Genomic DNA, 21,975 nt, shown 5'->3' on the forward strand with positions numbered 1-21,975 from the left:
CCATAGCCACTCGGAGCGTGATCGTCTTGAATGGAACAATGAAAACTGACTCGACCTCCGCTCTTAAACGCATCCTACTTTTAATCCTGGTTGTCTCGATCTCTGCCGTTGGCGGGGTAGGGTGCAACACCGCCGATGGATTCGGCAAAGACATGGAGCGCACTGGGGAAAAAATTCAGGACGGCACGAAGTAATAGCGCGATTTGTTCCCTCCGGGCCTCGGCCTTTCACGCCTTATGCGGCAGTTGCCTATTCGGGAAAGTCCAGTCCACAATGGTGCCTATGCACGGAGCTTATCTGAATCTGACCGTCCGAGTGGGTTGCAGCCTGGCCTACGAGGTTTCTGTTCCCACTTCGGTGCTGTTTGTGCTGAAACCACGCTTGGAGGGTCGCGTGTTGGTGATGCAGGAACGCCTCTCCTTTGGCATCGGCCTCCCGGCTTATGAGTTTCAGGACTCCCACGGCAACATCACTTACCGATCGATGTTCATGCCCGGGCGGAACGAAATTCGACACGATGCACTGGTCGCTGTCTCCTCGCTTCCGGACAACCGCGAACTGGTCGTTCCGATGCTTCCGGTGGGCGAACTCCCCTGTGAGTTGTTACGCTACACCCTGCCCAGTCGCTACTGCGATTCCGATAAGTTGATGGACTTCGCCTGGAATCAGTTTGGTATGGTTCCGCACGGTTTGGCTCGAGTGCAGGCCATCTGCGATTGGGTCCACCAGAACATCGAGTATCGATACATGTCCGGACGGTCGGACCTGTCCGCCTCCGAGGTCATTCACCGTCGTTATGGAGTTTGCCGAGATTTCGCACATGTCGCGGTCGCTCTTTGTCGCGCGTTCAATCTGCCGGCGCGGTATGTGACAGGTCATCTTCCGGACATCGGTCATCTTGATCCGGGTTCCCCGATGGACTTTCATGCTTACTGCGAGGTGTATTTGGGACGCGATTGGTATACCTTTGACCCTCGTTTCAACGAGCCTCGGATTGGGCGAGTTAAAGTGGCGCACGGGGCTGACGCCGTTGATGGGGCATTTGCGACCGTCTACGGGCAGGCCAGTTTGGCGTTTTTTGAGGTCTGGGCTTACCAGGTAAACCCGCGAGAGGTCTCGGTCGGCGATCCGATCGATTTAAGCAAGAGACTGGACGGCACGCCGACTCTCCGTCTCAGCTAGCGAGGGGAGTTGGCACTGGATCGGCAGGCTCCGGGCGTTCATGCGTGGAGAACTGTCGTGCGAAGGCCAGCAAATGGTCGGCGATCTCCTGGTTTGCCTGATCCTTGGTCTTTGTGCGCTCCGCCCAGCTAATAAAGTGCAGGGCAATGGCCTTGACTGAGAGCACGCAGTTGGCCGGGTTGGCGTGAATCGCATTTCTTAGGCAGAGGGCGTAGGGTGTCAGAGCCAATGCCTCGAGCAAATCCGCGGCAGCCAGGTGAGCGTCCGCTTGCGCTTTTTCCAACTCGCTCGAATTCAGGGTAAAGAGGGTCGATGCTTGGGCTCCGTTCTGCGCTAGCAAGCGATTCATGCGATTTCGGATCAGCAGCTCTTCCTCAGCCGCCGATCCGCTGATCGCCCTTTCTAGCCTACGAAAAGAGTAGTGTGCTTCGCAGTAATCCCGATTCTGGAGCAGGTGTTCCAGCATCGGGACTCCGAACAGCCCCAGTTCCATCATGAAGGGCACCACCGCTTTTTCTGCGATCGCGCTACCGAGCAGGAAGAGGGCCGTGGGGAGAAACGTCCTTCCGTTTTCCTTGGTTCCGGCGAGGTCATGTACCAGCAGGGAAGTCCCTTGCTGCCCTGAAGGGGGAGCGGCCGAGCTGAGCATGTGTTCAAACAACGCCCGGAACAGGCGACAGGTTAGCTCGAGGTTGCCGGCCAGGATTGGCTTCAGACTTTCGAGCGGGGTATCCTGTTCGTTGGCGACAATCTCCGCTTTCGCGGCGATCCAGCTCGGGGCGGGTGTCTTGGGCTGGAGCGACGAAGGTGCCCCTCCTGCGGTGGCTCCGAGCTGTCCCGATGACGGCTGATCATAGCGACTGGGGTCGATCAAGAGCGAAAGGAGCAGGCGAGTGCCATCGAACACCCGGCTGACGCGGTCGGTAAGGGATGGCTCACCCCAGATTCTAACAAAGCGCGCATCCCCGATCAGGGTTCCGATGAGCTCTGGGTTCTTGAAAGCAGACGCCTCCAACCCCGCCAGCTTGCTGATTTCCCCAAGGCTGTCCTTCAGATTTCTCTGGTTGGCCGACGCGGGCATCTTTCGCTTCAACTCCGCCGGGTTTTCGAGCAGTCGGAGATAGTGGTGCAGCGCCTTGAGTGAAATGAAATCCATGCAGTTGGCTTTGGTTCGGTCCGTGACCCTAACCGGCTCGGCACCTCTGTGCCATGGGGTGAACACCTGAGCAGGGGAGCACTCGAGCCAGGGCCGATGTCGCAACAGTTTGATGGAATCCAGTGCGTGCTATCGCGGACTCATACGACCCTGCTTCCCAGGCGATCGGACTGGAGTTGGATGGGTTTTGGCGCTAGCAGCCTGTCGGACTTGTCCCGGCCCGACGTAAGTCCGGCTGTGGAGCCCGATAGTGCTGAGTCATTTTTTAGGAATCCTCGCGACAAGCTGCTAGATATTTTTCCTGCGGAAAAGAGCCGATCCGCTGTTGGGTTGCTTGAAGATGGAGCGGGGCAACGGCGTCGGGTTTTGTACGGCAACTTCACCGACCCGGAGAGCCGGATCATGAAGGCCGGAAACGGAGATCATTTTGAGCAGGCGTACAAAGCGCAGGCGGCGGTGGAGGTGGAGAGCCGGTTGATGGTGGCCCAGCGGGAGGAAAAGAGGCAAAACGGGCGGTTTTGAAGAATCAGATTGAGTTTCCTCACCCCGACTCCGAGTCGGGGTGATTGCTAGCAGGCCGGCATCCAAAAAACCCGAGAACCGAACAATAGCGCTGGCGGGCACCCTGCAGAACGATATTTTAAGTCCGACGGCCTGCTAGCCCTCGGGTTGTTTCTCCGGGGTTTTCCGACTCGCGAGGTTTGGGTAAAGCTTGTGGATGCATTCCGGGCAGATGCCGTGTGTGACTGCTCCGAGGCCCTGGCTGACCACGTAAGTGTCCACGGCGCTCCAATACCCTTGGTCGTCGCGAATCCTTTTGCAGCTCGCGCAGACGGGAAGGAGCGCCTGGAGAGTTTTGACTTCGCTGATCGCCGCCCGCAGTTCGGCCACGGTCTGCTCCAGTTGCTCGCGATAGACCTGGAGCTCCCGGTCGGTTTTGTGTTTGTAGAGGGCTACCTCGATGGCGGCATGCAGATCGCGGTCGGAAAAGGGTTTCGTGAGGTAGCCGAGCGGCCCGCTCACCGAAGCCCGTTGGATGGTGGTGTCGTCGGAGTAGGCGGTCAGGAAAACACTCGGGATGTCATGGCGGCCTCGGAGGCGGGAGGCGGTCTCAATGCCATCCAGATCTCCGGCCAAGTTGATGTCCATGAGCGCCAAGTGGGGCCGATTCGACTCGGCCAGGAGCAGGGCCTTCTCTCCGGTGGCGGTGGGTCCAATGGTGGAGTATCCCATCCGGGTCAGGCGGATTTCGATCTCCATGGCGATTGCAGCCTCGTCTTCTACGATGAGAATCCGGTGAGAGTTCGGGGCGATCACGGACATAGTTTGTTCTCGAACTTGAGCTCGAAGCAGGTTCCGGATGGGGTTGGCACGTGCTCGACGCTGCCCTGCAGTTGCTCGGCCAAGCGATGGACGAGTCGTAGCCCCAGAGATTTGGAAGTGGCCAAACAGAACTCAGGTGGGAGGCCAACGCCATCGTCCGCGATCCGTACCCTGAGCTGTCGGCTTACGGCATCCTGGATGAGGTCTATCTGAATGTTCCCGGGGCGTTCCGCCGGGAAGGCGAACTTCAACGAGTTGGTAAACAGCTCGTTCAGGATGAGCGCGCAGGGAACTGCCTGTTGCACTCCGACCCGGAGCCCGCCCCCGTGGATTCGCGTCTGGACGCGTGACCTCTCCGATCCATACGTGAGGAGTATGGTCTGCGTCAGATCCCGGACATAATCGGTGAAATCGATGTGGTTGAGGTTCTTGGATTGATAGAGCCGTTCGTGCACCAACGCGATGGCCGCCACCCGGTTTCTGCTTTGCTGAAAGAGTTCAACCACCTCGGGCTGGGTGGCCCGCTGCTGCTGAAAGGAAAGCAGGCTGGAGATCACCTGAAGGTTGTTTTTGACCCGATGATGGATCTCTTGAAGCAGCGTCTGCTTCTCTTCGAGCTGGTTCTTGATCAGCTGCTCCACTTCGCGATCCTGGGTGATGTCGCTATTGGTTCCGGTCATCCGCACCGCTTGGCCCGAGCTATCCCTTTGAATGAGCCCATGCGCCTTGAGGTGATGGATCGAGCCGTCCGGCCAGACGACCCGGAATTCGGTGTCGAAGTCCTTTTCTCCGCGCAGGGCGCTTTCCAACTCGGTCACCGCCCTTGCCCGATCCGCAGGGTGAACCGCCGCCTCCCAGGCATCGAAGGTACTGCTGAACTGTTCTGGTTCGACTCCGTAGAATTCGAACATGCGATTGTCCCAATCGAGCCGGCCTTTCACCAGATCCCAGTCCCACACTCCAAAGTGTGCGGCTCGGGTTGCCAGTTTCAGGCGCTCCTCCGCCAGCTTGTTGGCCGTGATGTCGGTGCGGATGGCGACGTATTGATAAGGTTTTCCCTGCAGCCCCAGAAAAGGCACCAGAGTGGTCTCAACCCAGTAGAAGCTGCCGTCCTTGGCCTTGTTTTTGATGTTGCCCTTCCACACGGTGCCTTCGGCGATGGTGGACCAGAGAGTGGTGAAGAATTCCTTGGGATGAAACCCTGAGTTGATGATCCGGTGGTCCTGGCCCAGGAGTTCCTCTCGAGTGAACCCGGAGATCGCGCAGAACTTATCATTGACGTAGGTGATTCGCCCTTTCGCGTCGGTGATGGCCAAGATGCAGTGTTCGTCCAGGGCCACCTTGAGGTCGCGCAGCTCATTGAGGGCCGCCGCCAGGCGACGTTCGGATACCTTGCGTTCGGTGATATCTACGAACGCCCCCACGCTTCCACACACGCGATTCTCGTCATCGCGCAGGGGGGTCGCGTAGGCCAAGGCATGGAGCGATCGTCCGTCCTGAAACAGGATCTCCTCTTCCACATCCCGAACCTCGATTCCACCCGACGCGGCCTGCTGCATGGGCAGTTCTTCTGGTTTGGTCTCACGGTCTCCGATGAACACCCGGAAATGCGTGGGCGCTTCGCCGGGAGGCGCGCTCTTGGAGGCGTTCGCTTCGCGGTTATCCTGCAGATCGAGCATGCGTGCAAAGGCCTGGTTGATCCGGATGTTGCGGCATTCCGGATCTCGGGCGATGCCGACACCGACGGGGAGCACGTCCAGCACCGCCTGAAGCTCCTTGACACGGTGCTCGAGTCGGGAATTGAGTTCGCGAATCTGTTCCTCGGCGCGGATCCGGTCCGCCACTTCCTTTTGGAGCGCTGCGTTGATGGAGGCGAGGTCTTGCTCGCGTTGACGCGCGTGCACTTCCAAAGCGCTGGCCTGCTCGGATGCATTCGTAATCTTGCCGGACGCCCCCTGGCTCGGGATCCACGATCTAAGCCCACCGACTAAGGTTTGAAGAAAGCTCTTCATATCCTGATCGCTTGCCCAAGGCCGCATCCCGGACTCTCAGCGAGCCCACCATGATGGTCTTGAGTTCGTACGCCCCTGAGGAACGGGCCTGCCGAATTAGGCCTGTTCCCTTCTTTTGTGCCCGCTTCGACTGGCACAAACATGAACCTCTCGTGTCAACTATCAGGTTGGGAAAAACATAGCAAGTGCCGAACACCGGAGGCCGTGACCTCAAAACAACCAGCCTGGGGAATCGGAGCTTCTGCAGCGTGCGATCAGGTGGGGGAGGGCAGAGCTGCCATGACCCGATATCCATCCCAGCGGCCCCCGCTGGAGGCTGCCAGAAAAACGGCCGTCTCCCGATCCAGGGGAGACGGCCGTGATGGCTGTGGGCTGATCTGCGAACGTGCCTATTGCACGTTGAGCGCCCGATAGTATGCAGCGGGTGCTCGGAAGGTGCCGCGGAATTCCAGTGCGCCGGCTGCCGGAAGCAGGACTGCCTGCTCGACATCGGCCCAAGGGCCGGCCGGATCGTTCGCCATCTGAAGCTGCCACTGCGTTCCGACCGTGCCGCGCAGCCAGAGCGAGACTTCCTCGTTCTCCAGCGAGATGCTCAGCTCGGCCGAGGGAGGCACCTCCGCTTCGATGATCAACTGATAGGCTTGAGAGGTCAGCGCGCCTTTCGCATCGACCACTTCGATGGTTATCGGGAACTTGCCTGTTTCTGAGGGGGTTCCGGACAGCACTCCCGTGGTGGGATCGAGGGTCATTCCGGCCGGCAGAGTTCCCAGCTTCAGGCTGACGACGTAGGGTGCCTGTCCGCCCGCGGCGAGCGACCGATCCACATACGGCTGATTGGCGATACCTGACTGCAGGTTCTGGATCAGGCCGAGTTCCATGTCCGCTCCGAATCCGGCCATCTGTGCTCCGATGTAGGCACCGACAGAGTCTGGGCAGCGCTCTGGCTTGCTGCACTTGGCTTCACCATCTTTGGGGTTCACCGGGCCGTTATAAACGTAGAACTCGTAGCGTCGCGTGACGATCTCATCGCCATCCTTCAATAGGTCATCGGCTTCGATCTCTTCCTCTTCTTCCTCGCCGGGCGGACGTTTTTGGAAGACGGTCCACTCGATTTCCGTCTCCACTTCTTCCTCGCCGGCCCAGTCCTCATCGTCGTCTCGGTGCGGGTCGTCCGTGACGAGATCTTCCAGCCGCACCTTGCGTCCGGATTTCTGGACCGTCTTCAGAATCTTGACCCAGACCGGCACACCGAACTGCTCTTCGTGCTCGTGTTCCTGGCGTTGGGGTACGATCACCGCACGAATGATTGCCGGAGCAGCCGGTGGGTCACCCGGATTTACGGGGGGATTCACCGCTGGGAAGTAGGTGAACTGGGGCGTAGCCACCTGAACCGCTGGCCCGTGGGTCAGAGTTCCGGGGAGAGCCGGGTCTTCCACCAGCCAGTGATACCGAACAACGCTTGGAGAGCCATAGTAACCCATCCCGAAATGCTCTCCGCCCAGGTTGAGGCTTGGATTGGTGAACGCATGCCCATCGGTCGGGGCCAGCGGGTTGAGCGGATCCTGGGGGTTGGTAAATGCGGCCCAGCTGCCGTCCGGATTCTTCTTGGATTCATACCGCACTCGGACTTTGGGATGTCCCGGCACGGAGTTGTCTTCGGTGATGCGCGGCGTGCCGTAGTGGTTATAGTCGTACGTGTAGGTAATGTCGACGCTGCGCAGATCTTCGAGCTCGATCTCGAACCCGTAGCATTTGCCCCCGGTGTCGTTGACGACGTCGAAGTTGTTCAGTGAGCCATAGGCGGTGCTCGCTTGGCTGGTGTAGGGCAGAGCCAACGCTGCCAAGAGTATCAAGATCTTGGTTGTCATAAGTGAGTTCCCTTTTAGCAGCTGCCGAGCCAATTCCCGACAGACTCTTCGGGGGTGTTGCCGGACGGCGGGCAACCTGTTCAGGGACGGGCGCTTGCCTCTGGTTCATCCGCCGATCCGCGGCGGCCGGGTGCGCCTGGGAAGCCGTTTGGTCCGGATCAGGACCACTCGGAACGAAGAATCCGGACCAAGCATTGGGCTGGCTGTCCCGCCGCACTCCCCGGAGCTGGGCTGCCTGGCCCATTCCAGGCTTCCTCCTGCCCTCGCTCATCCGCGCGGCTTGAAGGTTGTCAGGAGCGACCGATTGTGCGTTGCTTGGCGGGTACCTTGGTCCCTGGCGGCATGACCTTCAGCTCTCAAAGAATCCGATGAGCGACCAGCGAACGCTTGAAAGTGTCAAGACGACGCTGGTGGGCATCTGTCTGAACGCGGTGCTGGCCGTGGTCAAGATTGCGGCCGGCGTGATCGGACATGCGGAAGCCCTCGTGGCGGATGGAGTGGAGTCCTTGGCCGACATGTTTTCATCCTTGGTGGTCTGGCGGGGGATCGTGGTCGCCGCAAAACCTCCGGACCCGAAGCATCCTTATGGACATGGTAAGGCGGAGACGGTTGCCTCCGCTCTGGTGGCTCTGCTACTCCTGGGGGCGGCTTCCTGGATTGCCATACGCAGTGCCGCGGAGATCGTGCGCCCGCACCAAGGACCGGCACCCTTCACGCTGCTCGTGCTGGTGTTTACCATCGTCTCCAAGGAACTGCTGTTCCGCTACGCCAAGAAGCAGGGCGAGCGGCTCGACAGCGGCTTGCTCGAGGCGGATGCCTGGCATCATCGCAGCGACGCCCTGACTTCGGTGGCTGCCGGCATCGGGATCACCATCGGCATTCTGGGAGGGCCGGGCTATGAATCGGCGGATGACATTGCCGCGCTCCTGGCGTCGGGGATCATCGCTTGGAATGGATGGAAGCTCTTCGTGCGTGCGGTGGATGAACTGATGGATGCGGCCCCGCATCAGGAGCTGATCGATCGCATCCGGGCAGTCGCGGCCTCGATCTCCGGGGTCGAGCTGGTTCAGAAATGCACCGTGCGACGATCCGGTGGGCATCTGTGGGTTGACATGCATGTGCACGTTCACCCCGAGATGCCGGTGCGCGATGCCCATCGCATCGCTCACGCCATCAAGGATGAGGTCAGAACGAAGCTGCCATCCGTCTGGGATGTGCTCATCCACGTCGAGCCGGGAACACGTGCCTCCGCAGCCCAGGAGCCGGGGAGCCCTTTGCATCCGACGGTCTGAATGGAACCAGCAGGAAGGGAGTCCTGGTTGGCAGCGGCACCCGATCGAAAACATCCACGTCGAACGCCTTGCCTATGTTGTTTCCGGCCAGGTCCTCCAAGGTCGTTCGAATTCGGATCGCCATTTCGGCGCCGGACCAAGGATGATCCGGCCGGAACTCCCACGCTCGTTCCTCCGGCCCGATGCGAACACTTCCCTCCACGGCATGGCCTTCGGTATCGATCACATCCAGGCAATGTCGCAACAGAGCTTCATCGAGCGACTCGTTGAACCAGAGGCGAAGCGGCTGTCGCGTGCCCGAGCGAGGCGCGTCGATATCCCACGATCTTGGGTCCAGCGGCTCGCGATCCGCTGGGCCGATCGTGAATCGCTTCGCTGCCGACCTCTTCAGCGGTGTGCCCGACGCATCCTGCCAGTCCTGGTCGATGACGAGCTCGAATCGGCCTCCCTGCTCGAGCGCCGGGCCAATCTCCTCCAATGGCCGCACCCCGCGCTTGATGCGGCCGGGGTCAATGAACAGGGTTAAGCGGGTCATTTCGGGATTCCAAAGCTCCTCGTCGATTTCCAAGAAGGGAAGTTCGACGTCTCGCCCTCCCTCCCGCCGGAGATGAATGTGCTGGTAGATCTGCCCGCGGGACATGGGGGCGGAGAAGTGCAGATAGAATTTCAGCAGGTTCTCTGGCAGGGCCGTGCCGGTGGGGTAGATCTTCGTGACCACGGTAGAGCGCGGCAGACGGGGCGCAGGTATCCGCAGGGTCTTGATCGTTCGGAGCCGGGCCCCGGAGGCTTCAGGGGAATGCGGTGAGTCGAGGACGGCCAGGTACCACATTCCTGGGGAGAGATCAAAAGCGGGTGTGAAGCGGAGTCGGTCATCCCGTAGGTCGTAGTCACCGAGCATGCACAGGGATGTTTCCGTGGGCTGAGTACCGGGCGGCACCGCATAGACCCTGAGCCACTTCCGGCACACGGCGCGATCTAGCGCGGGTGCGTGCGCCAACTCGGCCAGGATCGCGCGTGGCAAAGGCCTGGCTTCGACTTCATAGCGGCCGGGTAACCCATCCGTTCTCACCCAGCGCAGGCGGGGCCGATGGGTCCTCGCGGTTTCGGAATCACCGACTTTGTCGGTTGCGGAGGACGGCGCAGAGGGCGCCGATCCTCCGAAGGCCGCGCAGCAAAGGAGGTGGAGGAGCGTGGTGGCCAGCCTCGCGACGGCCGCCCCACCCGCCCACGTTGGACGGATCATGGAAGCGCAATCGACTCCAGTTGCTGGGCCCCGCCTTCTGGACGGCGCAGCACGATCGCGTGACCTTGGTCAAGTCGATCGAGCTGATCCACCCCGGTCCAACCTGCCACGGTCTCGTAAGGCAAGCCGCGGGTGGCCCCATCTTTCACCGGTTCCGTGATGCTCTCGCTCGCTTCGATCTTGTCAGTGCTGAGTTTCATGACCCCGCGACTGCTGTTGGCTACCAGGAGGAATTCCTTTCCGCCTTTCTCATACACGATCATGTCGAGCGGCCGGTTTCGATTGCCGAGTTCCGCAATGGTCTTCCCTTTCACCTTGGCTCCCGGGATCAGGTCCTTGAGGGGAAGCTGCACCAGCGGTGTGCAGGTGTAGGCGGCTAGGAGCTGCGGCTCATTTCCTATGTTGATCGGGACAAAAGTCCGGATCGGAGACCGAGTTTCGAAGTTCCCGTGGGCACCATGGTAGATCTCCACACTGGCTCCCCCTACGGATTTTGTGAAGGGGAAGGGGATCGAGCGAAGGGAGGAGGAGAACTCTTCATTGGACAGCCCGGCCACCAACACCCGGTTTTGGAGGAACGCGATGTCCGTGATGGTTTCCATGCGGGGGTTGCTGGCGCGTCGCCCCTCGCCCACCGTTTTGTCCGCCGGGGCGTCGGGAACCTCCGAGCGGGAGTGGCGCACTTTGTCGAGCGAGACCAACTCCAGATCCTTGCCCCCGTTCACCCGCACCAGCAGAGGGGTTGCTTCCGGTCCGCGACCACGCGATACCGCCAGATACGTCCGATGGGATATTGGGTTGACCGCCAGATCGTTGATCAGCACCTGGTCGGGCGCTGTTCCCAGAAGGGCGGCGAGCTGCGCGTTGATCCCCTGGATTTTAACGGAGGGGGCCTGTGCCTGCGCCGTGGTGTCCCCGGTGTCGATAGCCACGACCGACGCAGCTTTCGAATCCGCGGCAAACAGGATTCCATCGGGGCCAAAAGTGATTTGGCTGATGGATTTAAGGGACAACTTTCCTTCCTGAAATCCAGTGGTCCAGGGGCTTGGGGCACCGTGACTGAGGAGGCATCCGAAAGTCGCGAGGCTGAAGACTAAGGCTTTCATCGTCATATAGGGTGGAGTCGATCAGTGTTTAAACGACGGTCTCGTTGGAGTTTGGACAGGCTTATTGCGATTACTTGTGTCCGGTTGGGCAATAAATGTAAAGGCTGCTGTGCAGACGTGGCACCCCGTTGAACGGTAGGTTTGCAGACCGCACCATGCTGGTGTCAGTTGCCGTGGAGAGGCTGTCTCGAGCTGCTGGCCTGCTTCACATTGGCTTCAATCCAGACCAGGAATGGGTTGGGGCCGTCAGGGAAGGGAAGATTGAGATAGCGGTAAACCCCCAAGAAATCTTTGTTGATCTTGGGCAATACATAGAAGGTCCAAAAATCCGAAGTTTTTTGTTTCAGATCCTCGACGCTGGTAAAACGGGGGCTGTTTTTCGGGGAGGCGGGCTCCAGCTGATAGGACTCGGCGAGTTCGGCAAACAAGGCGGGGAGCTTGTCGACGTAATCGTCGGCCGCCATCTGCGCGAGCAGGTCGGCCGTCGCCAGCGCGAAGCCCAGCTGACGCTCCAGCTCGGAGGCGAAGGGGATTCGCCCGACCTCAATGTTCAACTCGGTGCAGCGAATCATACGCTGCATCGCCTGGATTTCTCCCGGGGGATAGCCGGCCTCCCCGAGCACTTTCTTCACGAAGACCTCGCTTCTCGCGACATGAGTTTGCGTGAACCGGGCGCCGGTGCCGTCCCGATCCTCGGAGGTGCGAAGATAACCGCTGTCGTGAAAGAGAATGCTGAGGAGCGTGAGTTCGTGCCACCGTGGTGTCAGGGCGGGCTGGGTGCCGGCGGCAGCGCGTCCGCTCAGGAGTCGGAAGAGGCAGAGCGTGCCTTGGAGCGTGTGCTCCAAGTCGTGGTAGACCGCATCGATCGGGAAATAGCCCGGATAGCGGCCTTCAAAGGCCGATTTCGCGAGGGAGAATGCACGGGGGATAAAGGACGGATCAGAACCCGGAAAAAGGGTTCGGAACCCATCCATGACTTCTCGTTCCACGGCACTGATGTCCCGTGTATCGAACCCGCAAAGCATGGGGATAATCTAGCGGGTCGACCGCTCAATGCACTAACTTTTCTTGATTCATCTGTTGGCTTGACCGGCTGGAGCGTTGGCCTAGCGTCTGCCGAATTCACCACCACGCCTATGAACCTCGTCACTCGCTTCCACGTTTCCGGGTTTGCTTCGACGTTTCTGATTCTCCTGACTGCTCTTGCTTCCTGGGCAGCGGAGCCCAGGAAGCTGCTCCTTTTTGAGTATGGGAAAGGGCCCAACCGGATGTTGGAGTTGGATGGCGCGGGAAAAATCGTGTGGGAACATCAGCCGCCGAGCATCGCCGTCATTTTCCAAATACTGCCGAATGGCAATGTGCTTTATGCCTATGGCGGAAAACCTACCGGGGTGAGGGAGGTGACGCGTCAGGGGGTGGAGGTTTGGAATTATGTCAGTTCCTGCCCTCAGGTTCTTGGCGGTGAACGGCTGGCCAACGGGAACACCTTGATTGCCGAACAGGGCCCCTGCCGAGCGGTGGAAGTGGATCCCAAGGGGCAGGTGGTCCACACAACGCCGCTTCAGACGAGTCACGAAAGCTACCACCTTCAGGTACGCAACATTCACAAGCTGGCCAACGGAAATATCCTCGCCGCCCACGAGGGGGAGGGGGCCGTTCGTGAGGTCGATCCGTCGGGAAAGGTGGTTTGGGAGTATACGGGAGTGGAAAATGCCGGTGATGCCCAAAGGTTGTCCAATGGAAACACCCTGATTTCCTGCGGCACTCAGAAACGCGTGCTCGAAGTGACGAAGGATAAAAAGATTGCCTGGGAGTTCACGGCCCAGGATGCCCCTGAGCTGAACATCACCTGGGTCTCCAGCATTCAGCAGCTTCGCAACGGCAATCTGCTAGTCGGCAATTTTCTGCGAGGTCAAGAGGGGAAGGGAGCGCACGCGTTCGAGGTAACCCGCGACAAGCGGGTTATCTGGAAGTGGGATGACCACTCGCTCATTCGATCGCTGACCACCGTGCGGGCGATCGGGGAGTGACAATGGCCCCTCGTTCTGCTCTGATGTTGGCTCGCGATGACTCAAATCCTTCGCCCCGATCTCCGAGCGCGTTCCGCCGCCCGAGCCTGCCCTGTGTGGAAGCGGGCTGCGGTCTGGGCGTTGTGGCCCGTGACTCTTTTTCAGCTTCAGGGAGCCTCCGGTCTGTTTGAGGAAGTCTTGCCGTCGGAGTCAGGAGTCAACTTTACCCATCGGCTGGCGCTCGATCACCCCCACAGCTACCTCTACGAGTCGGGCTATGCCTGTGGTGGGGTGAGCATCGGTGACGTGGATGCGGATGGACTCCCCGACGTGTTGCTGGTGAGCGGCCCGGGTGAGAATGTTCTCTACCTCAATCAGGGAAAGTTCGTCTTCCGGAAGTCTCCCAGTGCGGCGGTGCTCGAGGATGGCCAGAACTGGGGCGTCAGCTCAACGTTCGTGGATCTCGACGGGGATGCCGACCTGGATCTGCTCCTGGTGAACTACGGGGCTCAGAACAAGGTGTTCCTCAATGATGGGAAGGGGCAGTTTCGCGACGTGACCGCGGCATCCGGAATGTCCTATGCCGGCCCCAGCCAGGCGATCTACCCTGCCGACTTTGACAATGATGGCGATCTGGACTTGTTCCTGCTGACCAACCGCTTTTATTCACGATCCGGCCGTCCCCGCGGGGTGGCGAGCGAGCTCGGGAGCGACGGACAGCCGCACATCAAGAAGGAATACGCCCCCTTCCTTCGGATCGTCCGGCCCGAATCAGAGGTTCCCGCTCGTCCGGGGGTCACCACCGAGACCCCTCCTCCTCCTTTCATGCTCGAGTATGGTCATCCCGATCGACTCTATCGAAACGACGGTGTTGGGGCTGATGGAGTGCCCCGGTTTACCGACGTCACCTCCGGAAGCGCTCTCATGAAGGTTGCCGGCCACGGTCTCTCGGCCTTGATCTGGGATGTCAACGGGGATCGTCTGCCGGATATTTATGTGGCGAACGACTACACGGATGCGGATAACCTCTGGATTAATCAGGGAATCAACTCGAAGGGCGAGTTTCAATTCCGGGATGCCATCGCGGAACATCTGCCCTATACCTCGTGGTCCTCGATGGGCAGCGATCTCGCCGATATCAACGGAGACGGACGGTTAGACTTCTTGGTGGCCGATATGGCTGGGAGCACTCACGAAAAAGCCCAGCGGACCTCCGTCGAGATCAATGGCTGGCGCCGTTGGGTTGCTCAGAACGCCTGGCCCCGGCAGACGATGAGAAATACCCTGTTCTTGGGGAGCGGGGTGGAGCGCTTCCAGGAAGCAGCCTTTGAAGCGGGTGTCGCTCGCACGGATTGGACCTGGGCGGTGAAATTTGGCGACTTTGATCTGGACGGGCTGCCCGATGTGTTTCTCACCACCGGCGCGGCGCGCTTGTTCACCGATTCCGACATCATCGTGACACCGGCCATGCTGGTGGGGACCACCTTGTGGGAAGCCTTCAAGAACACGTCCGAAGGGAGGGAGCAAAACTTTGCGTTTCGCAACCAGGATGGGCTGCATTTTTCCGATGTCAGCAAGAGCTGGAACTTGGATAAGGTGAGCATGAGCTTTGCGGCCGCCACCGCCGACCTGGACGCCGACGGAGACCTGGATCTGGTCGTCTGCCACCTCGATGAGCCGGTTTCGCTGTACCGCAACCGAGCTGCCGAGTCCGAGGCTCACTGGTTGAAGGTTCGGCTGCACGGGGAGAAAAATCGGTTCGGTGTGGGAGCTTTGGTGACCGCTCAGCTCAGCGATGGCAAGGCGCTGCTCAGGCTGATGAACCCCTACACAGGTTTCCTCTCCGGCAATGAGCCCATGCTCCATTTTGGTCTGGGTCGCGAAACGATGCTTCGATCCCTCGAAGTGCGCTGGCCATCGGGAAAGATCCAAGTGTTGAAGTCTGTCGGGGCGAATCGATCGGTCGATCTTCAAGAGGCAGATGCCGCGTTGCCCGCGACCAACTCCCCCAGCCTGGCTGCCCCGGAGCCGCCGCCGTCTCTCCTTGAGTCTGCCAGCCGTTTGGGTCTGGAGTTCACCCATCGGGAGCAGGCCTTCGATGATTATCATCGCGAACCCTTGCTGCCGGCGAAGCTCTCCCAGGCTGGCCCTGGCCTGGCCGTGGCCGACGTCAATGGGGATCTCCTGGATGATGTGTTCGTAGGCGGGGCTTCAGGACAAGCTGGAGTGCTGTTCCTGCACCAACCTGATCACACCTTCAAGAGGCTCGGCAGTGCTCCCTGGGATCGCTATTCGACGTCCGAGGACATGGGGGCGCTTTTTTTTGACGCGGATCGTGATGGCGATCTGGATCTGTATGTCGTGAGCGGTAGCAACGAATGGGAGCCGCAGGACTCCCGCTATGCCGACCATTTGTACCTGAACCAGACCGCCCGCGGTTTGAGCGACCTGCGTTTTGTGGAGGCCCCGGAGGGCTCGATTCCCGCCTCCCGGCAAGCGGGCTCTTGCGTGGTGGCAGCCGATTTCGATCTGGATGGTGATCTGGATCTCTTCGTTGGGGCCAGGTCCATCCCGGGTAGCTATCCTACCGCGGGCGAGTCACTTTTGTTGCGTAACGATGGCCGTCGAGCGGGGGAGGTGAAGTTCAGCGATGTGACGGATCTGGTGGCGCCGGATTTGCGGAAGATCGGTATGGTCAGCTCAGCGTTGTGGTCGGATGTGGACTCGGACGGTCGCCCCGACCTGCTCGTGGCTTGTGAGTGGGGACCCGTGTCGTTGTATTTGAATCGGGGAGGCGAACTGGCGCGTGTCCGCGATCAGGAGGGTATCGATCTAGCAGCCCGGCTGGGCTGGTGGAACTCGATCGCCCCGGCGGACCTCGACGCCGACGGAGACATCGATTTTGTGGTTCTGAACGCGGGGACCAACACCAAGTATGGCGCGCCCACCCCGGAGCGGCCTTTGGTTCTATTCTTCGGGGATATGGATGGCAATGAGGTGGCGGAGATTATCGAGGCGAGAATGGGTGCGCGTGGTTTGGTCCCCGTGCGGGCGCGGCATCCGAGCAGCCAGGCCGTTCCTTTGATCAACGATCGGTTTCCAACCTATCGAGGCTTTGCTTCCGCCACCCTCGACGAGATCTATGGGGAGGAGGCGTTGAAACGAGCCGTCAGGCTAACCGCCTCCGAACTTGCCAGCGGGGTTCTTCGGAACGACTCCACCGTCGGAAAAGTCCGGCTGACATGGATCCCTTTGCCGGCAGAGGCTCAGCTGTCGCCCGGGTTCGGCGCAGCGGCCCTCTTTGGGGCGGGGGAGGGCGGGATTCGCCTAGCCATAGCCCAGAATTCGGACGCGCGCGAGGTGGAGACAGGGTTGTGGCGCTCTGGGGTGGGCTGCATGCTCGATTTCAGGGGCGCGCAACGTCCCACATCAGTGGATCCGGCACGATCCGGGTTTGTGGTGCGTGGCGATGGCAAAGCGCTGGCCGTGACCGATTTGAACGGGGATGGTTTTCCCGATTTGCTGGCCACCCAAAACAACGATGCCTTGCTGGCCTTCCAGAGCACTCTGCACTCTCTGCAGGATCGGGTTTCAGTGGCTGTGACCTTGAGAGGGCCGGCCGGAAACCCGCAGGGCGTCGGTGCACGCATCAGCCTGGTGGCGGCCGATGGTCAACTTGCTGGAACCACCGAGGTGCGAGCCGGGGAGGGTTACCTTTCGCAGTCGAGCGCCACAGTTTATCTGCAGGTGTCCGCTGCCGCCCGTCCTCGCGCGGCCGTGCGCGTTCGATGGAACGACGGAAAAGCGAGTGAGATTTCGATTCCGGTTAACACCAACCGTGTGTTCATCTCGTCGCCTTAGGGACCGTGCAAACATAACTTCGGGTTTTGGCGGGAGCGCTGCCAGGCCAGATGCGAGGCGCGAGGAAGGCGCATCCCCCACGGTGGGGCTGTAACTGACGAGCAACGACGCAGCTGGCCTGGCACCGCCCCGCCCCGCAGGGCTGGGCCCTTCTCACATTCTGGCGTCGTTACTCGCTCGTCACAGACCGCTGTGGGTAGACTCCTCGCTCGTGCCTCGCCAGAATGTGAGAATTCCTTCAGCAAAACCCGAATTTATTGTTGCACGGTCCCTTGGCCCGGTCCGCCCATGCTGGGCACCCGTTCACCCCTAAAAATCTCCAGCTCGCCCACTTTTTCCATTGCCTTCGCTCCCGCTTTTCGCGTATATCTTAATTATTCCAGAACAGTTTGTACAAACCATATGAAACTATTACCTTTGTTCACGTTAGCAGTTTCAGGAGCTATCACGGTTGGTAGCACTTCAGCTGCAAATACCTCTGCTTCCTTCGATGGAGGGGCAGACACCGCTCTCACTCTCGAGCGCTTCGGCGATCCCGGGCAGGCCAGCATTCAGACTACTGGCGGCAATGGAGGCGGTTATCTCCAGTTGACCGACAAAGTCAACGGCCAGAATAACTGGGCCTCGTTTGACCGGACGCATGTTGGAACCGCTCCTCAGTCCACGTTCAGCTTCCAGTTCCGCATTGATAGCACGGCCTCGGCGGACGGCTTCTCGTTCTCCTATGCTGACACCTCCAAGTATGGAGTGTCCGGTGGGGTGGGAGCGCCCGTTTTCACGCCTGAAGATCCGAAGGCGGCGGGCATTCTGGGCTTCGGTTTTGACACCTGGAGCAACAATGGTGGAGTCGATACGGCCAGCCCCGATGATCCGGCTCAGGCTCAGAGCTCGGACTACCAGGAAATCAGCGTCTTTTATGATAACTCGCTCGTTGCTCGTGTGAACGATACCCGCACCTTGGGGCTGACCCTGGACGACGGTCTCTGGCACGATGTCTATGGCACTGTGGACTTTGCCGGCGGCACCGTCAGCATGACGGTGGACGGCAAGACGATCTTCGGTAACCAAGCGGTTGCTGGCCTGACTCCGTTCGAGAGCCGCGCCATCTTCGCTGCCCGTACCGGCGGTGAGAACGAGTTGGCTGGAATCGACAATCTGAATATCACCTACGTCCCTGAGCCTTCGATCATGGCTCTCGGCGGCCTCGGATTGGGTATGCTGTTCCTGCGCAAGCGCAAGAACTAAACTAACTTCGCGGAGTATTCTCCGATGTCTGTGAGCGGACCGGTGCACGACCGGTCCGCTTTTTTTTTGACAGTGTGCCTGTCCCTCTCGCCCAGGGAGGCTAGACTTTTTCCGGCACCGGGAGTTTTTCATTCCCTGTTGCCGTCAAACGTTGGGAAAGCTCGGACGCCGAGCTTTCAGAGTCACTTAGAGTCAACCAGAACACGCGCCATGAAAAATGATTCGATCCAGATCTCGCTTCTTCGAGCGGTGGCGGTCTTGATGGGGTGTGGAACCTTGTGGTGCCACTCCGCTGTGAATACTCCTGAAATTGCCGCACAATCGCTCAACCGTCTGGGACTGGAACTCCTTGGCCAGTCGAAGTCGGCCGGCGGGAACCAACTTCTCTCGCCTTACTCCATCCAGACGGCTCTGGCCATGACGCTGGCCGGAGCTGATGGGGAAACGCGAACCGAGATGGCCCGGGTGCTCGGCCTGAATGGCGCGGAGTCGGAGATCCACGCTTCCTTCGCTGCGCTGGCCGCGGCCTTGGAAGAAGTCTCCCGTCGGAGCGAGTTGCGGACTAAGAATCTCGCCAAAAACGGGGTTGAAGGCGAACCCCTGTCCTTGGCGATGGCGAATCGGCTGTTCGGCGAGCAACACTATGCCTTTCGTCCGCCCTTTCTGGGGGTGGTCCAAGAACACTATGGGGCTCCGCTGGAACGTGTTTCCTTTCGGGAAGATCCCCAAGGTGCCCGCGCCGGAATCAACCGCTGGGTAGCTCAGCGAACGAAAGATCGTATCCTGGACCTCGTTCCCGAAGACGGCGTGAGTCGCGATACCCGGTTGGTCCTGGTCAACGCGATTCATTTCAAATCGCCATGGGTCGAACCTTTTCCGTCCGGTGCGACGGCGAACCGTCCCTTCCACGTTGATGGCAAAACCGTGCGGGAAGTCCCGACCCTCCAGCGCCAGGCTCGGTTTGGCTATTCCAAACGCGACGGCTACACGGCGGTGAGCGTCCCATACGCCGGTGGGGAGCTCCACTTTCTCATCCTTCTCCCCGATGCCGTCGAAGGGTTGGCGGAGCTGGAAACGAAGCTCAAGGAAGAAGCGTTGGCGGCCTGTTCGAATCTACCCGGAACTGAGGTTCAGCTGTCCTTGCCGAAGTTCAAACTGCAGCCGCCCGTTCTGAAGCTTTCGGCCGCGTTGCGGGCGCTGGGGATGAAGTCCGCGTTCGACGTGCCGGCCGGGTCCGCCAATTTCGATCGAATGGCGGAGCGAAAACCGGACGACTACCTCTTCATCTCCGAAGTCTTTCACAAGACCTTTATCGAGTTGGATGAGAAAGGAACGGAGGCCGCGGCTGCAACGGCAGTGTCCATGATGCGAGCCACCTCCGTGATTGCCGCGCCCAAGCCTCCCATCGAAGTGCGTGTGGACCGTCCGTTTCTGTTCGCGATTCAACATCGAGCGAGCAAGGCTTGCCTCTTTCTCGGAAGATTAAGCGATCCGAGATAGGACTGGCTAGCTCACGGCCCTCATCACTCCGGCAGGGCGAACGCAACATAGGCATCGCCGCTCCTCGTGCCAATCTTGCCGCCTCCACAGGCGATCACGACAAACTGCCGGCCTCCTACTGAGTAGGTTGCCGGCGTCGCATAACCGGCCGCGGGCAAACGAGCTTTCCAAAGTTCCTTCCCGGTTTTGCTATCGAATGCCCGCAGGTGTTCGTCGCGGCTGGCGGCAATGAACACCAATCCGCCGGCCGTGACGACGGGCCCGCCGTAGTTCTCGGTGCCCGTGGGGGGGATCCCTTTGGCGGTCAGTTCAGGCCATTCACCCAACGTGACTCGCCAGCGATACTCTCCCGTATTCAGGTCGATCGCATTCAGGGTTCCCCACGGCGGCTTCACGGCGGGGTAGCCATTGGTGTCCAACCAGCGGTGGTATCCGGTGGAAGTGTAGGGAACGGAGCCGAGGGCATCGGACGACCCGGGAGCAGCGCTGCGATCAGCTGGGAGTGTCCCTGCCGCCACCCCCGCTGGGGAGGAGGTGGATCCGAGCAGTGTATCCGCGACCGCTTGGCGTTGCCGTTCAGTGAGAAAGTCGAACGAGGGCATGACCCCTTTTCCGGTTTTGAGCAGAGCCATCACGTCGTCGCGCTTGAGCCGCTTTTCGATCCCCAGGAGCGTGGGCACGTTCTGCGCCCGGTTCCCCTGGCGATCGATTCCATGGCAGGCCGCGCAAATCTGCGTAAAGATCGCCTCCCCGCTGGACAGGGGTTCCTGGCCGGATCGCTTGGTTTCCACCATGGTCAGGATCCAAGGCATCTCATTCCCGTTGACGTACAAGACTCCGTTGGGGTCCGCCGCGGCCCCTCCCCATTCCGCCCCTCCGTCGAAGCCAGGAAAGATGATGGTGCCCTCGCGACTCGGGGGCTGATAGGGAACATGTGGCCGAATCCGCACGAAACGTTCCAGGGCTTGGCGTCGAGACTCGGGAGTCAGATCGGTTAACTCGTGATACGTCAGCAGTTGACGCGAGAAGGGAGCCGGCTTCGTGGGAATGGGCTGAGTTGGCCAGGCGGATTCTCCTTGAAGGTCAGATCCTGGTACCGCGATCTCCTCGATCGGAAAGAGTGGTGTTCCGTTCTCCCGATCAAAGACAAAGACATGACCGGATTTCGTGACCTGGGCGACGGCATCGATCTCTCGGTTTCCGTGCTTCACCCGGAGCAGATTTGGGGGTGCTGGGAGGTCGCGATCCCAGAGGTCATGGTGAACCAACTGCTGGTGCCAAATGCGTCGCCCCGTCCTGGCATCCAGGGCGATCAGGCAGTTGGCATAGAGGTTCTGGCCCATCCGGTTACCTCCCCAGAAATCGTAGGTGGCGGATCCGGTGGGGCAGAACACCAGGCCGCGCTCTTCGTCGAGCGCGAATCCCGTCCAGACATTCGCGCCCCCCACATAGCGATAGGCGTTGGGAGGCCAGGTTTCATAGCCGGGTTCACCGGGGTTGGGAATTGTGTTGAAGCGCCATACCAGTCGTCCGGTGCGGACGTTGTAGGCCCGGATGTGTCCTGGCGCCGCCGGGGCTGGTCCTTCGCCCAGTCGCATGCCCATGATGAGAAGATCGCCCAGGATTACTCCGGGAGTGGTTACCTGGAGGGAGAGGGAACTGATGTCGCGTCCCAGGTCTTGCTTCAGGTCGATGGTTCCGGCAACCCCAAAACTGGAAACCCTTTGACCTGTGTCCGCGTTAACGGCGTGGAGAAAGTGGTCGTTGGCATAGAGGATTCGACGGTCGCTGCCATCGATCCAGGCGACCAACCCGCGGTTAACTCCCGAGGTGCGGATTCCGGGGATGGTTGCCGGGTTGAAGCGCCATTTTTCCTTTCCGGTTTGCGCTTCCAGCGCGAAGAGCTGGAGGTCGGGAGTGGTGCCGTAGAGAACCCCGTCGAGGATCAACGGGTTGCATTGGATCTGGGACCGGTTGTTGGCATCCGATCCCCCGGTCCGATAGGTCCAAGCGGGCTGGAGCTTGTGAACATTCCTGACGGTGATCTGACGTAGTTTGGAGTAGTGGCTGCTGGATTTGTCCCCCAGGTAAGCGGGCCAATTGGAATCGGCCGCGACGGCGGACAGTGGGAGGAGGAGCGCTGCGAGCAGGGCTTTATTCATAGATAGGACGAAGACT

16 protein-coding genes are annotated in these 21,975 nt (G+C 60.1%); 8 read left to right on the plus strand and 8 right to left on the minus strand.

Going from position 1 to position 21,975, the window contains the following annotated elements; translation table 11 throughout:
• The first annotated feature begins 38 nt into the window (after window positions 1-38).
• Window positions 39-194, plus strand: coding sequence for a hypothetical protein (locus tag JNN07_01670; protein ID MBL9166429.1), 156 nt, complete (start codon window positions 39-41; stop codon window positions 192-194).
• A gap of 88 nt (window positions 195-282) precedes the next feature.
• The gene (locus JNN07_01675) at window positions 283-1,182 is read left to right on the plus strand and encodes a transglutaminase family protein (GenBank protein ID MBL9166430.1); all 900 of its coding nucleotides are present in this window, start codon (window positions 283-285) and stop codon (window positions 1,180-1,182) included.
• Here the strand turns inward: JNN07_01675 and JNN07_01680 are convergent.
• Entirely contained in the window at window positions 1,175-2,338 is a 1,164-nt protein-coding gene (locus JNN07_01680) for a hypothetical protein (GenBank protein ID MBL9166431.1), read from the minus strand. The genes JNN07_01675 and JNN07_01680 overlap by 8 nt on opposite strands.
• A 96-nt stretch (window positions 2,339-2,434) precedes the next feature.
• Here JNN07_01680 and JNN07_01685 point away from each other — a divergent pair, with 96 nt between their 5' ends.
• On the plus strand, window positions 2,435-2,860 hold the full coding sequence (locus tag JNN07_01685; protein ID MBL9166432.1) for a hypothetical protein: 426 nt from the start codon (window positions 2,435-2,437) through the stop codon (window positions 2,858-2,860).
• Window positions 2,861-2,995: 135 nt separating this feature from the next.
• Here JNN07_01685 and JNN07_01690 read toward each other — a convergent pair whose 3' ends face one another.
• From JNN07_01690 to JNN07_01700, 3 genes are all read right to left on the minus strand, one after another.
• Window positions 2,996-3,661, minus strand: coding sequence for a response regulator (locus tag JNN07_01690; protein MBL9166433.1), 666 nt, complete (start codon window positions 3,659-3,661; stop codon window positions 2,996-2,998).
• Window positions 3,652-5,673, minus strand: coding sequence for a PAS domain-containing protein (locus JNN07_01695; protein ID MBL9166434.1), 2,022 nt, complete (start codon window positions 5,671-5,673; stop codon window positions 3,652-3,654). The genes JNN07_01690 and JNN07_01695 overlap by 10 nt, the downstream gene beginning before the upstream one ends.
• A gap of 389 nt (window positions 5,674-6,062) precedes the next feature.
• Entirely contained in the window at window positions 6,063-7,541 is a 1,479-nt protein-coding gene (locus JNN07_01700) for a putative Ig domain-containing protein (protein ID MBL9166435.1), read from the minus strand.
• Between the two features lie 368 nt (window positions 7,542-7,909).
• Here JNN07_01700 and JNN07_01705 point away from each other — a divergent pair, with 368 nt between their 5' ends.
• Entirely contained in the window at window positions 7,910-8,833 is a 924-nt protein-coding gene (locus tag JNN07_01705) for a cation transporter (protein MBL9166436.1), read from the plus strand.
• Here JNN07_01705 and JNN07_01710 read toward each other — a convergent pair.
• The 3 genes from JNN07_01710 to JNN07_01720 form a co-directional block, all read right to left on the minus strand.
• On the minus strand, window positions 8,760-10,076 hold the full coding sequence (locus JNN07_01710; GenBank protein MBL9166437.1) for a hypothetical protein: 1,317 nt from the start codon (window positions 10,074-10,076) through the stop codon (window positions 8,760-8,762). The genes JNN07_01705 and JNN07_01710 overlap by 74 nt on opposite strands.
• The gene (locus tag JNN07_01715) at window positions 10,073-11,182 is read right to left on the minus strand and encodes a hypothetical protein (protein ID MBL9166438.1); all 1,110 of its coding nucleotides are present in this window, start codon (window positions 11,180-11,182) and stop codon (window positions 10,073-10,075) included. The genes JNN07_01710 and JNN07_01715 overlap by 4 nt, the downstream gene beginning before the upstream one ends.
• Window positions 11,183-11,346: 164 nt before the next feature.
• Window positions 11,347-12,207: a hypothetical protein gene (locus JNN07_01720; protein MBL9166439.1), complete on the minus strand. Its 861-nt coding sequence runs from the start codon at window positions 12,205-12,207 to the stop codon at window positions 11,347-11,349.
• Between the two features lie 111 nt (window positions 12,208-12,318).
• Between JNN07_01720 and JNN07_01725 the strand changes: the two genes are divergently transcribed.
• The 4 genes from JNN07_01725 to JNN07_01740 all read left to right on the plus strand — a co-directional run bounded on the left by JNN07_01725 (window position 12,319) and on the right by JNN07_01740 (window position 19,797).
• Window positions 12,319-13,212 carry a hypothetical protein gene (locus JNN07_01725; protein MBL9166440.1) on the plus strand — a complete coding sequence of 298 codons (894 nt, stop codon included), beginning with the start codon at window positions 12,319-12,321 and terminating at the stop codon, window positions 13,210-13,212.
• A 36-nt stretch (window positions 13,213-13,248) separates the two neighbouring features.
• On the plus strand, window positions 13,249-17,052 hold the full coding sequence (locus JNN07_01730; GenBank protein ID MBL9166441.1) for a VCBS repeat-containing protein: 3,804 nt from the start codon (window positions 13,249-13,251) through the stop codon (window positions 17,050-17,052).
• A 402-nt stretch (window positions 17,053-17,454) separates the two neighbouring features.
• On the plus strand, window positions 17,455-18,297 hold the full coding sequence (locus JNN07_01735) for a PEP-CTERM sorting domain-containing protein (GenBank protein MBL9166442.1): 843 nt from the start codon (window positions 17,455-17,457) through the stop codon (window positions 18,295-18,297).
• Window positions 18,298-18,507: 210 nt separating this feature from the next.
• Window positions 18,508-19,797, plus strand: a complete 1,290-nt coding sequence (locus JNN07_01740) for a serpin family protein (protein ID MBL9166443.1) — start codon at window positions 18,508-18,510, stop codon at window positions 19,795-19,797.
• A 23-nt stretch (window positions 19,798-19,820) separates the two neighbouring features.
• Here the strand turns inward: JNN07_01740 and JNN07_01745 are convergent, their stop codons facing one another.
• Entirely contained in the window at window positions 19,821-21,959 is a 2,139-nt protein-coding gene (locus JNN07_01745) for a PQQ-binding-like beta-propeller repeat protein (protein ID MBL9166444.1), read from the minus strand.
• Window positions 21,960-21,975: the final 16 nt, after the last annotated feature.

The sequence above is a fragment of the Verrucomicrobiales bacterium genome, assembly GCA_016793885.1.
Classification (GTDB): domain Bacteria; phylum Verrucomicrobiota; class Verrucomicrobiia; order Limisphaerales; family UBA11320; genus UBA11320.